Source organism: Streptomyces griseochromogenes (genome assembly GCF_001542625.1).
GTDB lineage: Bacteria > Actinomycetota > Actinomycetes > Streptomycetales > Streptomycetaceae > Streptomyces > Streptomyces griseochromogenes.
This window is the reverse complement of sequence record NZ_CP016279.1, coordinates 3,615,134-3,629,072: the sequence shown is the minus strand read 5'-3', so window position 1 is coordinate 3,629,072 and position 13,939 is coordinate 3,615,134. Positions and strand designations below refer to the sequence as shown.

The window sequence follows — 13,939 nt, the reverse complement described above, 5'->3', positions numbered from 1 at the left end:
ACAAATACAGGAGCGAGATACATCAGTCAAGAGTTCGCCAACACCTCATCGATTTATCCACCCGCATCAGTTGACGGTAGAGCAACCGCACGAAAACGGAGCAGGTGATGAGCGCAGACGTCCTCGACATGGAAGAACTGACCAAAATTGTCTTCGGTCACGCAGCCTTCCAGTATCTCAATGCCGGCTCGGAACTCGGGCTGTTCGACCTCCTCAACAAGACACCGCATCTCACCTCCGACGAACTCGGGAAGAAGCTGGACCTGGAAGACCGCGCGATCGACACCCTGCTCCTCGGCACCACGTCCCTCAAGCTCACGCTGCGGGACGACGAGGGGCGCTACCGGAACGCCGGCGCCGTCGAGCAGCTGTTCACGGACGGCAAGTGGGACATCATCCAGGCCGTCATCGGCTTCGAGGCCCACATCGTGTACGAGGGCCAAGCGGACTTCGTGGAATCGCTGCGCACCGACACCAACGTGGGACTGCGCCGCATTCCCGGCACCGCCGGAGACCTCTACCGCAGGCTGAACGACAACCCGTTCCTCCAGCGCGTCTTCTACACGTACATGCGGTCGTGGTCGGAGCTGGCCAATCCCCTGCTGATCGAGAAGGTCGACTTCAATTCGGTCACCACCGTGCTGGACGCGGGCGGCGGGGACGGCGTCAACGCGATCGATCTGGCGCGCGCCTACCCGCATCTCAAGATCACAGTGCTCGAGATCGAGGACACCGTGCCGATCGCCCGCAAGCGCGTCGCAGACAACGGCCTCGAGGACCGGATCGACGTACGGCCCGGAGACATCTTCGAGCCCTATCCGTCCGGCTACGACTGCGTCCTGTTCTCCCATCAATTCGTCATCTGGACCGACCAGGAGAACATACAGCTGCTCAAGAACGCCCACGCCGCTCTGAAGCCGGGCGGCAGGGTCGTGGTCTTCAACTCCATCTCCGACGATTCCGGTGACGGCCCGTTGATGGCCGCGCTCGACAGCGTCTATTTCACCTCGCTCCCCGCGCAGGGCGGAATGATCTACCCCTGGAAGTCCTACGTCTCGTGGCTGGCGGAGGCCGGATTCACCGAGACCGAGCTCATTCCGTGCCGCGCCTGGACGCCGCACGGCATCGCGATGGGGACCAAACGGGCGGAGTGAGGACGTGAAAGAGAGCACGGGGGAGTTGCCGCGGTTAGGAGTCAAGATCCCGAACCACGGCGGTCCATCGACGCATCCGGGTGTCGTCACCATGGCACGGATCGCCGAGGACGCGGGTGCGGACGCCCTTCATGTGTCCGACCATGTGGTGCTCCGCGAACCGAAGAGGTCGCGGTATCCCTTCACCCCGGACGGCTCCTTTCCGTGGGCCGTCGACACAGATGTCCTGGACGCCCTCGTCTGCTGCGCGACGATCGCGGCCGTGACGACGCGCGTGTCGGTGGGCCCGTCCGTCCTGGTCCTGCCGCAGAGACATCCGCTCGAAGTCGCGAAGGCGGCCGCGTCTATCGACCGGATCTCGGGTGAACGGCTGTTCCTGGGCGTGGGCGCCGGCTGGCTCGCCGAGGAATTCGACGCCCTCGGCCAGGATTTCGCGACGCGGATACCGAGGATGCGTGAGGGTGTCGAGGTCATGCGGCACGCGTGGAGCGGCGACACCGGCGCGTTCCACGGCGAGTTCTACGACGTTCCGGCCGGCACCTACTGCCGTCCGCTTCCCGAACGGCCCTCGGGCATCCCGGTCCTCGTCGGAGGAATGACGCCCGCGGCCCTGCGCAGGGCCGCCCGGTTCGGAGACGGCTGGATCGCCCTCACCATCGTCGGGCCCGGAGCCCCGGTCGATCTCCACGAACCCGAACTGGAGCGGCTTCGTTCGCACCGTCCGTCGTCCGGCTTCCATACCGTGATGCGCGTGATCTGCGGTGAGGCCGAGTCCTCCCGGCTGCCGGAGATCGTGGCGGATCTTGCGCGGGTGGGCTACGACGAGGTGTCGATCGACGTGCCCTGGAGCGAGCCGGAGAAGGCCGAAGCGATCATCGCCGCCTGCCGTGAGGCCCTGCGCGGACCGCATACGCCACAGGCGCCACGAACGAGCCCGCGGGGTTCGGGACTGACAGTCTGATCTGCCCTCTAGAGCTGACCGGGAGTCATGCGAACAGTCGTTGATCTCATACGCGCCAACCATCGGCGCCGGCCCGGCGCCGATGCTCTGGTCACCATCGAGCGCACCATCACCCACGGTGAACTGTCCGAGCGGGCCTGGGCGATCGCCCGGCTGCTGGTCGGCCTCGGTGTCGAGCGCGGCACCGTGGTCGGCCACCTCGGTGGCAACAGCCTCTTCACCGCCGCGGCGTTCCTGGGGACCGCTGCGGCGGGGGGCGTGTTCACCCCGTACAACTGGCGTTGGTCCGCTGCCGAGTTCAGTGCGGCGATCGACGAGACCGGCCCGGACATCGTCTTCTTCGAGGACGGGGCGAAGGACGAGGTCTCCGCGCTGGGCCCCGTGCTGTCGGCCCGGCCCGGTGTCCGGATCATCACGGAGGACATGATCTCCCGCGCCTTCGACCGCGGTGACGCCACCTCCGACAACGGCCCCCCGCACGTGCCGGTCGACCCGCAGGATCCTTTGTGCATCCTCTTCACCGGAGGTACGACCGGTACGTCCAAGGGGGTGGTCCTCTCCCACGGCGCGGCCATGGCCAACGCGGTCAACGAGACCATCGACTGCGGCATCGGCGCGGCCGGGTGCGGCCGCGGGCTGATCGTCACCCCGATGTTCCACTCGGCCGCCCTGATCTGCTGGTTTCTGACGCACTACGTCACGGGCTCGGCCAGTGTGATGCTGCGGAAGTTCGACCTCGACAAGATCCGCCATGTCGCCCGGCACGGGGGCTTCACCGACTTCTTCATGGTGCCGAGCATGCTCCGGACGCTGCTGGCGGACGGGCTCCTCGAAGAGCCCGGTCTCCGGCGGAACCTGCGGGCGGTGTGCACCGGCGCCGGCGTCATGCGCCTGCCCGACAAGGTGGCCGTCAGTGAGGCACTCCCCCGGGCCGATGTGTACGTTCGGTACGGGCTGACCGAGGCGGGGCCGATGGTGACCCGGCTGAAACCGGACGACTTCCTGCGTCCCGAGCTCGACGGGTCGATCGGGCAGGAGTACCTGTTCACCGAAGTCCAGATCCAGGACGAAGCCGGCGTCGAGCTCCCGCCTCACCGGATCGGCGAGATCTGTGTCCGCGGGCCCGCGCTGATGACCGGTTACTACCGGCGTCCCGCCGAAACGGCCCAGGCTCTGCGGGGTGGCTGGTTGCACACCGGGGATCTCGGTGAACGAGACAATTACGGTTACATCTACTTCCGTGACCGGTCCAAGGATATGATCAAGTCCGGTGGTGAGAACGTCTATTCAGCGGAGGTCGAAGAGCTCCTGCTCACTCACCCCGCGATACGGGAGGCCGCCGTCTTCGGGGTTCCGAGCGAGGCGTGGGACGAGGAGGTTCGTGCGGTCATCGTGCCAAGGTCCGGGCAGCGGGTCGATCATGACCAGGTGGTCGCCTTTCTCCGCGGCCACCTCGCCGGGTACAAGATCCCCAAGCGCATCAAGACGATCTCCGAGGCCGACCTGCCCCGGAACCCGATCGGCAAGATCCTCAAACGAGAACTACGGGCGCAGACGCGCTGGTAGTCAGCCGGCATCGAAACTTCACTTCATGTGACACGTGACTCTTTCAGTCCCCCACCTGAAGGAACTTCGTACAGATGTTATTAGCCGAGCGAGACCACGAGCTCTCGGTTCTCAGGCGGCTCTTCCGGGCGAGCGCCGATCTCGATCAGATCGCGATCATCAGCGGCCCGGTGGGGTCCGGGAAGACAGCGCTGCTCCACGAGTTCGTGGACGAGGCGCGCGAGAAGGGGGCACTCCTGCTGACCGCGGGCCAAAGCCGCGGCGACGAGGCCATGACCTGCGGTGTACTGCAGCAGTTGCTCGACTGCGCCGCCACCGACACAGCGACTCAGGACGCCTTCGACTGCCTGCTGTGCAAGCTGGCCGACTCGTTCACTCAGGCGCCCGTGCCCTCGCCGTCCGAGCTGAGCCCCGCCCTGCGCGCGATCTCGGAGAAGCTCGTCACCATCAGCGCCGAACGGCCCTTGGTGCTGATCATCGATGATCTCCAGTTCGCCGATTCGCCGTCGCTCCACTCGATTCCTCATCTGCTCCGCCGCATGAGCGGCCGGCCGCTGATGCTGGTGCTCGTGGACCAGGGCCTGACACCCAGCCCTCAGGCGGAAACCCTCGACAAGCTCTCCTTCCGGGCGAGGGCCACGCGTATTGCCCTGGCCCCGTTGTCGGAGGCGGGAGTGGGGCAGATGGTCGCGACCGAGCTGGGCGGTTCCGTCGAACGACCGGAGCTCGTCTCCCGGTTCTACGACGCCAGCGGGGGAAGCCCCCTTCTGGTCAAGGCCCTGATCGACGATTACCGGATCTCCTCGAAGGTGGGGATCGACAACGATCCGGCGCAGCACATGAGCGGCAGCTCCTTCGTCAACGCGGCCCTGTCCTGCCTGCGACGCTGTGGACCCGCCTACCTTTCCGTGGCGAGTGCCATCGCCATCCTGGGCAAGTATTCGGCGCTGAATCTCATCAGCTCGATACTCGGCCTGGAGGTCGAGGAAGTGTCGGTCCTCGTCAGGGAGTTGACGATCTCCGGCCTTCTGTGGCAAGGCACCTTCCGCAGCCCCGGGATCACCGCCGCGGTCCTGCAGACCCTCCCCCACAGGCAGCGGGCGAAGATGCACCGCGATGCCGCGCTGCTGCTGTGGCGCGACACCGGCGACGCCGGCCGTGCCGCCGACCATCTGATCCGTTCCGGCAACGTCCCCGAGGCGCAGTGGGAGTTGCAGGCCCTGCACAAGTCGGCCCAGGACGCACTCAACGAGGCCAAGTACCGCCGGGCGGCCCAACTCCTGGAGGCTGCCGGTGAGATCAGCTCCGGGTCCGGGGAAAGCGGTCACACCACTGCCGAACTGACCCGGGTCACCTGGCAGATCGACCCGATCCTCGGGTGCGCGCACGTCCCCGACCTGATCGAGGCCTTCTGGCGTGGGGACCTCACCGTCGGCCATGCCTCGGAGCTGGTCGGCTACCTGCTCTGGGACGGAAAGCACTCCCTCGCGGAAGAGATCATCAGGCACCTCGACCAACGGTCGCAGTCGTTCTCGGCCCGGGAACAGGCCACCTTCCGGCTCTGCAAGACAAGGCTCTCGTCCTTCTGGCCCGGCATCATCGAGCCCTCGTGCGCCGCGTCCCTCGCCGAGCAGGGGGTCTCGTCGGTGACCGAGCCCTGGCAGGCGCAGGCCGCCCAGGCCCTGGCGAGGATCCTGCGTGGAATCCCGCTCGACGGCACCTGCACCGAGCCCGAGCAGTTGCTTCGTACCACCCAGGTGGACCTGGCGACGATGCAGGCCCTGTGCTGCTTGCTCTACATGGAGAAGAACGAGCGGGTCGAGCACTGGTGTGAGCTTCTGTTGCACAAGCACACCGATCTTGAGGCCAGGACCTGGCGCGCGATGCTGTCCAGCATCCGGGCGACGGCGGCCGTACGACGGGGGGACCTCACCACCGCGATGCACGCGGCGAGGTCCGCGCTGGAGGAGATCTCGGAGAAGTCCTGGGGCGGTGCGGTGGCCCATCCGCGCAGCAGCCTGCTTCTGGCGGCCGTCAGGCTCGGCCATCGCGCGGAGGCGGAGCGGATCGTACAGCGGTCGGTCCCGGAGGACGCGTTCCACTGCCGGTCCGGCCTGCACTACCTGCATGCGCGTGGCCACTACTTCCTCGGCATGTCCCAGCCCCAGGCCGCGCTGGCCGACTTCGAGACCTGCGGTGACCTGATACGCGGCTGGGGAATGGACCGGCCCTCGCTGGTTCCCTGGAGGACCGACCTCGCCGAGGCCCATCTGCTCATGGGCAACCGCTCCACGGCAGCGCGGCTGGCCGACGCGCAGCTGGAGTGCGACCGGGGCGGCTCGCCTCGCACCAGCGGCGTCGCGCTGCGCGTCCTGGCCGCGTCCGGCGAGCCGAGGGAGCGGGTCGCACGCTCGGAACAGGCCGTCGACATGCTCCGCAGGTCCGGCGACCAGTTCGAATACGCCCGCGCGATCGCGGAACTCGCGCAGGCCTACCGGGCGGCGGGCGACGCGAGGCGCGCCAGGCGTGCGAGCAGCACCGCGCGCCAGATCGCGGCCCGCGGGCAGTTCCTGTCCTTCCTCCCCGAGGAGAGCGACGGCATCCAGCCGGCCGAACCGCCCGCGGAGCCTGTGGCCGACCACAGCATCGACCGCCTGACCGAGCAGGAACGCCGTGTGCTGACCCTCGCGGCCCGAGGCCACAGCAACCGGGAGATCGCCAAGCGTCTCTTCGTCACGATCAGCACCGTGGAACAGCACCTCACCAACTCCTACCGGAAGCTCAACATCAAGAGCCGCGTGGACATCCCGTTGTCCATCTAGCGAACCGTCCCACTAGCCGACGGCCTTGACGGCCTTGAGCGCATCCACGATGCCCGCCCCGTAGAAGCCGTTGCCGTCCGCCCGCCCCTCGCAGGTCTGACGGGACTCGACCCGGCGGTACGAGCCGTCGGGCTGCTTGACCTGGCTGACGTAGACGACGGTGGCGGGCAGCGGGCACGCGTGCGCATCGGCGGTGCGGCGCAACAGGCGCTCGACGAGCTCCGGAGAGACGCCTCCCGCGCTTGCCTGCTGCTGCTTGAGCCGGCTGACGATGAGAGCGGCCACGCCCACCACGTGCGGCGCCGCCATCGAAGTCCCCTCCTGGAAGATGTAGTAGCCGCATGTGCCGTGCGCGCAGTGCCGGATGACGGCCGGGTTCCGGGGCGTTCCGTCGGGGTTGAGGTCGCCGTGCTCCCGCGCCACGGCCTCCGGGTAGGCCGTGAGCACCGAGCGGGTCACATCCTGCTTGTGGTCGGCGGTGTCGTAGGCGTCGCCGCCGGGCGCCGTGACGGTGATATAGCCGTTCCCGAAGCTCGAGTACACCGCTTTCCTGGTGCTGATTCCCGTGGCGCCGACGGCCATCACATGGTCACCCTCCGCGGGAAGCGACTGGCAGATCGCGGGGATGTTTCTGGTGTGCGGGTTCTGCCCTTTGAATGCCGCGAAGTAGGGGCTTATCCGGTCGACGTACGGTTTGGTGTAGTCGGCGTACTGGCTGCCGGCCGTGGCGATCATCGTGACGTCGCGGTGGTGCGCATAGTCCAGGGCCCGGCGCATCGCCTCGATGTCGAGCCGCTGCTGGGCCTGTTCCTCGGGCGAGTCGGCGGGATTGTCCGCGCAATTGAACAGCCACGGGTCGACATAGTTCAGGTCGACGATGTCGAGCCTGCGGTCCGCCGCGTACGTCAGCGCGTCGACGGTGGGGCCCAGCAGGAACAGGCCGCTCTTGGTCCCGGCGCGCAGGTTCACCAGACGGACGTCCGGCGCCACACCCGCCATCCCGGTGCCGGCACCGGCGATCAGGGACGCGAGCGCGGTTCCGTGGCCGTCGGGGTCGACATCGCTCGGCGCCCGGCACCCTTCGTACCGGCACGGCCCGTCGACCGTCTTGCCGTTGGCGTCCTCGGGGATGTCCACGGCGAAGTCGCGGCTGTCGGCTCGGTCGAAGTTCTTGGCGATGTCGGGGTGCGACGCGTCGATCCCGGTGCTGATGACACCGACGCGGACCGAGGGCCGGCCCCGCTCGATCGCCTGGGAGCCGTCGCCGGTCGCGTGGATCTGCCGCATGTCCCACTGATACTTCGCCAGAGGCGCGGTCCTCGCGGGGAGCCCGGTACCGCCGGGCGCCTCACGCGCCTCGGCCGTACGACCCGTCGTCGTACGATTCACGGCCGTACGGCTCGTGCCGGTATCCGGAGCGGTGCCGACCGTGCGGTTCCAGGCCACCTCCCGCAGGAGCGGCTGTTGTCTCGCTCGTCCGGGGAAGCCCGGGTCCGACCTCACCGTGGCCAGGCCGATCGCACGGTTCTCGTGAACCATCACGCCGTGGGCGGCGCCGATCGCCCGGTGGGCGGCATCGTCCGGTACGCCCTGCCGGTAGAGAACCAGGAACTCCGCACCCGTGTTCCGGCCGACCGGCGCGGCCGCCGGGGACATTCCGAGACCCAGTGCGCCCACACAGCCCACCGCGATCAGCGAAAGACTCCACCGGCTCGCCATCAATGCTCCTATTTGGTATAGGATTTCAAGGCTGTCCCGCGATATTCAAGCATTTCACCGGCACCCCTACTCAACCCCTACCGGCCCCTAGATCCCTCTCCGAGATCAAGAGATGATCGCGATGCGCTACGATTCCATCGCTCATGATTGACGGTGTTGTTGGTGAAGTTGGTGGAGGTGGACGGGTGCGTTCAGGGCGAATTCTCAAGTTCGACGAAATTCGTGGCTACGGATTCATTGCACAGGACAACAGCGGCGAGGACGTCTTCGTCCACCTGAACGACTTCGTCGAGGGAAGGGCGTCCCACTCCCCCGGCACCCCGGTCGAGTTCGAGGTCACCGAGGGCGAAAGAGGGCTGAAGGCCTTCTCCGTGCGGGTCGTCGAGCAGCGGTCCGAGCGGCCGTCCGAGCAGCCGTACGCCAAGGTCAGGGCGTCCGGCCCGGCCGACGACACCCTGTGTGACGTCCTGTCCCGGGACGAACTCCTGCACGAGATCACGGAGTCGCTTCTCGCGAACGTCCCGACGCTGACCGGCGCCCAGATCGCCGCGGTGCGCGACTGCCTGGTCAAGTCCGCGCACGAGCACGGCTGGCTGGAGGACTGAACCCGCCCGGGAGGTCCGTCCTCACCGTGTCAGCGGCCGTGTGAAGCGTTCGATCGACCGCCCGACCTCCGGCCGGCGCTCGTTGAGGAAGAAATGTCCCCCCGGGAATTCCTCCACGGCGCACCCGGCCGCGGTGTGCCGCGCCCAGGCCGCCGCCTCGTCCGCGTCCACCTTCGGGTCCCTGTCCCCCCTCAGGCACAGGACCGGGGTGCGGGCCAGGAGGTCCTGGTTGGCGCGGTAGGTCTCGATCGCCCGGTAGTCGTTGCGCAGGACCGGGACGACGAGCCGCATCAGCTCCTCGTCCTCGAAGAGCCGTTCCTCCGTGCCGCCCAGGCCCGTCACCTCGGCGATCAGGGCCCGATCCCCGGCACGGTGCACCGCCTCGTGTCTGACCGTGGACGGTGCCCGTCGCCCCGAGACCACCAGCCCGAGCAGCCCGGTCGGCCGGCCGGCCTCGAGACGCCGGGCGACCTCGAACGCGACGACGGCGCCCATACTGTGCCCGAAGAGAACGAGCGGAACGTCGGCCGGCGGGCGCAGCTGAAGGGCGATCTGGTCCGCGAGCTCCTCGACCGTGGTGACGAACGGCTCCCGCAAGCGGTCCTGACGCCCCGGATACTGCACCCCCGCAACACCGTAACCACGCGGCAGATGATCCTTGAACGGCCGGAAGAAGGCCGCGGAACCGCCCGCGTGCGGGAAACACAGCACCTGCGCCGCGGGCTGCTTCCCCCATGCGCTCCCGGAAGGCTCCCCGCAGGAGAAGGGCTGGATCCAGCGGCTCGAAGCAAGCAAGTCGACTCCCTCGTCACATGTCCGGCCCCGTGGACCGGCCCGGGATCCACGTCACGGCAAGGACCGCCGCGGCCAGCGCGATCCCCGCGGAGATCAGCAGGCCGAGGCTCATACTGGTGGCGAACGCCTGGAACGCCTCCTCGCGCATCCGCCGCCCGCTCTCGCCACCGAGTGCCGAGGCCACGGGCCGGACATTCGCCACCGAGGCCCGGACCGACTCGGCGGACGACGCCGGGAGGCCGGCGGACGCGGCTGCTGTGCGGTGCGCGTATCCGGCGCTGACCACGGCTCCGACGACCGCCACCCCGAAGACCCCGCCCAGTTGCCGGAACGCGTTGAACAGGCCCGAGCCGCTGCCGACCTTGCCGCTCGGGAGCGAGCCGACGGCGATGTTCATCGACGGCGGGCTGGCCAGTCCCACCCCGAAACCGATCAGCAACTCCGCCACGACGACCGGCGAGGGGCCGCTGTGGGGAGTCACCAGGGCCGCCACCGCGAAGCCGGCCCCCATCGTCACCAGTCCGGTGACGACGGTGTTCCGGCCGCCCACGCTCGCCACCACGGAGCTGGACAGGAAGGAGGCCGCGACAAGCGTGATCGCCAGTGGTGTGAGCAGGACCCCCGTGGCCATGGGCCCGTAGCCGAGGACGCCCTCCAGATAGAGCGGGACGACGAACGACATGCCCGCCATGGCGAAGAAGAGGAAGACCAGCGCCACCAGCGCGCCGCGCAGCGCGGCGGAGCGGAACCAGCCGAGCTGCACCAGCGGGCGCGGCGTGCGCAGTTCGTACCCGGCGAAGAAGGCCAGCAGGATCAGTCCGCCGCAGATCCAGCCGAGGGTCCGGGCACTCCCCCAGCCGTGCTCGGCGTTGATGAGCCCGTAGACGAGCGCCGCCGTCCCGGTCGTGGACAGCACCAGTCCCGGCAGGTCCATGCGGCTCGGCTCCCCTCGCGATTCCGGGATGAGGACCGCGCAGGCGGCCAGGGTGATCACCACGCTGACCACGTTGAGCAGGAAGATCGAGCCCCACCAGAACTCGCTGAGCAGGTATCCGCCGATGATCGGGCCCAGCGGGATCCCGACCGCGACACTCCCCGACCAGATGCCGATGGCCCGGCCGCGGCGCTCCTCCGGAAAGACGGTGGGGATGATCGACAGCGACATCGGAGTGACGATCGCGCTTCCCAGCCCCATCACCGCCCGCACCCCTGTCAGCGCCACGGCGTTCGGCGCCCAGGCGCCGGCCAGGGAGGCCAGTCCGAACATCGCCAGCCCCAGCAGAAGCACCCTCTTGCGCCCGAAGCGGTCGCCGATGGCCCCGGCGACCAGGAGCAGTGCGGCGGCCGTGAGGTTGTAGGAGATGAAGATCCACTGCAACGCCTGGGTGTCGGCCTTCAATTCCCGCGCGATGTCGGTGAGGGCCACGCTCAGGGTGGTGGCGTTCAGGTTGAGCACCAGCATGCTCAGGCTCAGCCCCGCCAGTGCCAGCCAGGGACGGGCCGTCGTGGGAACGCTCGGGGGCGCCCCAGGGTTGGTCACAGATTGCCCCGCTTGGCCTGCTCGCGTTCGACGGCCTCGAACAGCGCCTTGAAGTTGCCCTTGCCGAACCCCTGCGCGCCGTGCCGCTCGATCAGCTCGTAGAAGACGGTCGGCCGGTCCCCGGTGGGCTGGGTGAAGATCTGCAGCAGGTATCCGTCTTCGTCGCGGTCCGCCAGGATCCCCAGTTCCTGGAGCTCCTCGACCGCGACGTGCGTCTCCCCCACCCAGCCGGGCAGCATCTCGTAGTAGCTGTCGGGAGTCGTGAGGAACTCGATCCCCACGGCACGCATCCGGCGGACGGCCGACACGATGTCATCGGTGGCCAGCGCGATGTGCTGGACGCCCGGGCCTCCGTAGAACTCCAGGTATTCGTCGATCTGGGAGCGCCGGGAACCGGGGGCCGGCTCGTTGAGGGGAATCTTCACCTTCCGGCTGCCGTCGGCGACCACCTTGCTCATGAGCGAGGAGTACTTGGTCGCGATCTCCTCACCGATGAACTCCTGCATATTGGTGAAGCCCATGACGCGGTGATAGAAATCGACCCACTCGTCCATCTTCCCCAAGGCGACGTTGCCCACCACATGGTCGATCTCGTGGAAGACCCCTGCCGGTTCGGGCCGGCCGAGCGGTTCACGCGGGACGTATCCAGGGGCGTAGACACCGTGGTAGCGGGAACGGTCGATGAGCGAATGGCGGGTCTCTCCGAACGTCGCGATCGCCGCCCGGACGATCGTCCCGTCGTCGTCCGAGACCTCGTGCGGCTCCTCCAGCGGCTGTGCGCCTCGCGCCACCGTATGGGCGAACGCGGCCTCCACGTCCGAGACCGCCAGGGCGATGTCGGTGACCCCGTCGCCGTGCGCCTCCGCATGGCGTGCCAGATCGGAGCCGGACCTCAGCGCGGCGCTGATCACGAACCGGGCATCACCGCTTTCCAGGACGTACGACCGGAAGTCGCGCTGCCCCGTCTCCGGGCCCGTGTACGCCACACAGCGCATGCCGAGGCCGACGGAATAGAAGAAGGCGGCCTGAGTGGCGTTCCCGACCGCGAAATGGAGGGAGTCCAGCCCGGTGAGGGGGAAGTCATCGGCACCGGCCGTGTCGGCGGTCCCCGGTGCCGTGTTCTCCGCCCTCGGTGCGGTGTTCTCGATGCTCGGTTCGGTCACGATCGACTTGGTCATCCCTGAGCCCTTTCTCGCCATACGAATGCGGCCAGTGCGGCCGGCGTCGGGTGCTCGAAGACATCGGCGAGCCGGATCTTCAAGCCGGTCTCCACCCTGATGTGGTGTACCAACTTCGCCGCCAGCAGCGAATGGCCGCCGTGCGTGAAGAAGTTGGAGTCGCCGGTCAGGTCCTCCCGGCCGAGGAGTTCGTTCCACCGCGCGACCAGCCGCCGCCGGTAGGCCAGTTCTCCGGAGTCGGGCGTGGCGTCGGGAATCGGCGTTTCGGCAGGGTCCGTATCCGTTGCCCGTGCCTGACGTCCGCGTAGCGCACTGTCCCGCCAGTCGATGAGGTCGGAGAACCTCTCGTCCAAATGGCCGGACAGCGTTCTGATCTCCTGCTCGTACAGATCGAGCAGTCGCCCGACCTCGGCCGCGTCGAGGGTGTCCTTGGAGAAGATCGCCCGGACGGACAGTTCGCCCGGCGCCGAGACGACCAGGAACTCCAGCTCGAACTTGCTGTACCGGGTCGGTAGTTGGATCAATTCGGCGTCCAGGCCACCGATGCGGAACTTCCCTGTCCTCGGCACGCGGACGTAGTTGAACATGTAGCGGAACAGGGTGTCCCGCCAGGAGTCGCCGTAGCGCGGAAGTTCGGCGTACAGGTCGTCGACGGACGCGTCCGCGTGCGCTATCGCTTCGAGGAAGGCCTGCCGAGTGTGCAGGACCAGCCGGCGGAAGCAGTCCGACGGCTCCACCGAGGCCCGGACCGGCACCGCGCTCACGTGATAGCCGATGGCCCGCGCGGTCTCGGGGGAACGGCGGTTGACCGGGGAGCCGATGATCAGGTCACTGCCGGCACCGCTGTGGCCGAGCAGGAGGAAGTACGACGCCAGCAGGACGACGGCCTCGGAGGCGCGCAGCTCACGCTGCAGCCGGCGGATCGCGGCCCTGGTGTCCTCCTGGAAGACCCGGGTCACGTCTCCGCCCGCGAGAGTGGGTTCCGCCGGATCCGCCAGCGCGCACGGCAGACGTTTGCCGAGGGGCTCGAAGTCCTTGAGCTCTCGGCGCCAGTACCTGACGCTCTCCGCGCTCGGGGCTTCGTCCTCGATGGCGGGAGGAGCTCCGGTCACCTCAGGGTGCCGCTCGGCGTCGTACAGGGCGATGAAATCCTCGAGGGCGAGCATCGAGGACATGGCGTCGAAGATCAGGTGATGGGCGACGAGGTAGACCACGTCGTCGCGCGGGCCATGGATCAGCCCCGCGCGGAACATCGGCCTGCCGTCCAGGACGAAGGGATCCGAGACGACCGAGGCCAGCCTGTTCTCGGCTGCGCCCTCGTCGTCGCCGCAGTGGACGGTCTCGAACGCGCAAGGGAACTCGTCTTCCGCGCAGACGGACTTCGTGACCTCCCCGCCGCCGTCGTGGAACATGGTCCTCAGACTCCGGTGCCGGCGGACCAGCACGGCCATCGCGTCCCTGGCCTGTCCGACGTCCAGTCTGCCGGAGACACGGGCGGCGAAGTAGAGATTGTTTATGCCGGTTGCCGGAGTCAGCTCTTCCAGCAGCCACAGCCCCTGCTCCCGGCGTGTGGCAGCACGACGATCGGACATCGCTCTT

The 13,939-nt window shown here is 68.1% G+C and carries 10 protein-coding genes; 5 read left to right on the top strand and 5 right to left on the bottom strand.

From position 1 onward, the window contains the following. The first annotated feature begins 107 nt into the window (after positions 1-107). The 4 genes from AVL59_RS15490 (at position 108) to AVL59_RS15475 (ending at position 6,503) form a co-directional block, all read left to right on the top strand. A complete protein-coding gene (locus AVL59_RS15490; protein ID WP_067304242.1) occupies positions 108-1,154 on the top strand; it encodes a methyltransferase in 1,047 nt (348 codons plus the stop codon). 4 nt (positions 1,155-1,158) lie between these two features. Next, the gene (locus tag AVL59_RS15485) at positions 1,159-2,115 is read left to right on the top strand and encodes a TIGR03619 family F420-dependent LLM class oxidoreductase (RefSeq protein WP_079146711.1); all 957 of its coding nucleotides are present in this window, start codon (positions 1,159-1,161) and stop codon (positions 2,113-2,115) included. A 27-nt stretch (positions 2,116-2,142) separates the two neighbouring features. After that, positions 2,143-3,681 carry an AMP-binding protein gene (locus tag AVL59_RS15480; RefSeq protein ID WP_067304236.1) on the top strand — a complete coding sequence of 513 codons (1,539 nt, stop codon included), beginning with the start codon at positions 2,143-2,145 and terminating at the stop codon, positions 3,679-3,681. Between the two features lie 74 nt (positions 3,682-3,755). Further along, positions 3,756-6,503: a helix-turn-helix transcriptional regulator gene (locus AVL59_RS15475; RefSeq protein ID WP_067304233.1), complete on the top strand. Its 2,748-nt coding sequence runs from the start codon at positions 3,756-3,758 to the stop codon at positions 6,501-6,503. Positions 6,504-6,515: 12 nt separating this feature from the next. Here AVL59_RS15475 and AVL59_RS15470 read toward each other — a convergent pair whose 3' ends face one another. Beyond that, complete coding sequence (locus tag AVL59_RS15470; protein ID WP_079146710.1) at positions 6,516-8,222, bottom strand: S8 family serine peptidase; 1,707 nt, start codon at positions 8,220-8,222, stop codon at positions 6,516-6,518. Positions 8,223-8,407: 185 nt separating this feature from the next. On the opposite strand from AVL59_RS15470, the gene AVL59_RS15465 reads away from it, so the two are divergent. Next, a complete protein-coding gene (locus AVL59_RS15465) occupies positions 8,408-8,827 on the top strand; it encodes a cold-shock protein (RefSeq protein WP_067304230.1) in 420 nt (139 codons plus the stop codon). Positions 8,828-8,848: 21 nt separating this feature from the next. Here AVL59_RS15465 and AVL59_RS15460 read toward each other — a convergent pair whose 3' ends face one another. From AVL59_RS15460 to AVL59_RS15445, 4 genes are read right to left on the bottom strand one after another with little or no spacing between them, the layout of a single operon-like run. Continuing rightward, the gene (locus tag AVL59_RS15460; protein WP_079146709.1) at positions 8,849-9,622 is read right to left on the bottom strand and encodes a thioesterase II family protein; all 774 of its coding nucleotides are present in this window, start codon (positions 9,620-9,622) and stop codon (positions 8,849-8,851) included. Between the two features lie 13 nt (positions 9,623-9,635). Next, entirely contained in the window at positions 9,636-11,162 is a 1,527-nt protein-coding gene (locus AVL59_RS15455; protein WP_159399919.1) for an MFS transporter, read from the bottom strand. Next, positions 11,159-12,340, bottom strand: a complete 1,182-nt coding sequence (gene hppD, locus AVL59_RS15450) for a 4-hydroxyphenylpyruvate dioxygenase (RefSeq protein WP_079146708.1) — start codon at positions 12,338-12,340, stop codon at positions 11,159-11,161. The genes AVL59_RS15455 and hppD overlap by 4 nt, the downstream gene beginning before the upstream one ends. Beyond that, a complete protein-coding gene (locus AVL59_RS15445) occupies positions 12,337-13,932 on the bottom strand; it encodes a condensation domain-containing protein (RefSeq protein WP_067304224.1) in 1,596 nt (531 codons plus the stop codon). The genes hppD and AVL59_RS15445 overlap by 4 nt, the downstream gene beginning before the upstream one ends. Between the last annotated feature and the right edge of the window lie 7 nt (positions 13,933-13,939).